Source organism: Pseudomonas sp. NPDC087598, from assembly GCF_044743525.1.
Classification (GTDB): domain Bacteria; phylum Pseudomonadota; class Gammaproteobacteria; order Pseudomonadales; family Pseudomonadaceae; genus Aquipseudomonas.
In genome coordinates this window covers 1-1,506 of record NZ_JBIUWQ010000148.1, presented here as the reverse complement: position 1 = coordinate 1,506, position 1,506 = coordinate 1, and the positions used below count along the sequence as shown (strand labels likewise).

At 57.9% G+C, this 1,506-nt stretch carries 2 protein-coding genes; both read left to right on the top strand.

Annotated elements, in window-relative coordinates; translation table 11 throughout:
* The coding region (locus ACIOWE_RS30140; protein WP_401398609.1) for a NuoB/complex I 20 kDa subunit family protein at positions 1-660 on the top strand (660 nt) is incomplete at its 5' end.
* Between the two features lie 73 nt (positions 661-733).
* On the top strand, positions 734-1,506 hold a 773-nt coding region (locus ACIOWE_RS30135), incomplete at its 3' end, for an NADH-quinone oxidoreductase subunit C (protein WP_401398607.1).

Sequence of the window (1,506 nt, the reverse complement as noted above, 5' to 3'; positions counted from 1 at the left end):
ACCAGAATCGACCCCGATGCTCCTAACGAGCAGTATCCGATTGGCGAACGGGAAACCGTTTCCGATCCGTTAGAAGATCAAGTTCACAAAAACATTTTCATGGGCAAGCTGGAAGACGTGCTGAACGGTGCGGTCAACTGGGGACGTAAAAACTCCCTGTGGCCGTACAACTTCGGCTTGTCGTGCTGCTACGTGGAAATGACCACCGCCTTCACGGCGCCCCACGACATCGCGCGCTTTGGCGCCGAAGTTATCCGGGCATCACCGCGTCAGGCCGACTTCATGGTTATCGCCGGTACCTGCTTCATCAAGATGGCGCCGATCATTCAGCGTCTCTACGAGCAAATGCTCGAGCCGAAATGGGTTATCTCCATGGGTTCGTGCGCCAACTCCGGCGGCATGTACGACATCTACTCCGTGGTTCAAGGGGTGGACAAGTTCCTGCCGGTGGACGTCTACGTACCTGGCTGCCCGCCCCGTCCGGAAGCATTTCTGCAAGGCTTGATGCTGTTGCAGGAATCGATTGGACAGGAGCGTCGTCCGCTTTCCTGGGTCGTTGGTGATCAAGGCGTTTATCGCGCCGACATGCCTTCGCAGAAGGAACAACGCCGCGAACAGCGAATCGCAGTCACCAACCTGCGCAGCCCTGACGAAGTCTGATCCAGATCTGTTCTTACAAAGAAACGAGAAGCTGGCTTCATTCTTTACGTTGACCGAAAGCGAAAAAATAACCATGACTACAGGCAGCGCTCTGTACATCCCGCCTTATAAGGCAGACGACCAGGATGTGGTCGTTGAATTGAATAACCGTTTTGGCCCTGAGGCGTTCACCGCTCAGTCGACCCGTACCGGTATGCCGGTGCTGTGGGTCGCTCGCGCCAAGCTCGTTGAAGTCCTGACTTTCCTGCGTAACCTGCCCAAGCCGTACGTCATGCTCTATGACCTGCACGGCGTGGACGAGCGTCTGCGCACCAAGCGTCAAGGGCTGCCATCGGACGCCGAGTTCACCGTGTTCTATCACCTCATGTCGCTTGAGCGTAATAGTGACGTGATGATCAAGGTTGCCTTGTCCGAGAGCGACCTGAGCTTGCCGACCGTCACCGGTATCTGGCCGAACGCCAACTGGTACGAGCGTGAAGTCTGGGACATGTTCGGTATCGACTTCAAAGGCCACCCGCACCTGTCGCGCATCATGATGCCGCCGACCTGGGAAGGTCACCCGCTGCGCAAGGACTTCCCGGCGCGCGCCACCGAATTCGACCCGTACAGCCTTAACCTCGCCAAGCAACAGCTCGAGGAAGAAGCCGCACGCTTCCGTCCTGAAGACTGGGGCATGAAGCGTTCCGGGACCAACGAGGACTACATGTTCCTCAACCTGGGCCCGAACCACCCTTCGGCGCACGGTGCGTTCCGTATCATTCTGCAACTGGACGGCGAAGAGATCGTCGACTGCGTCCCGGACATCGGTTACCCCCACCGTGGCGCCGAGAAGAGGGCCGAGCGTCA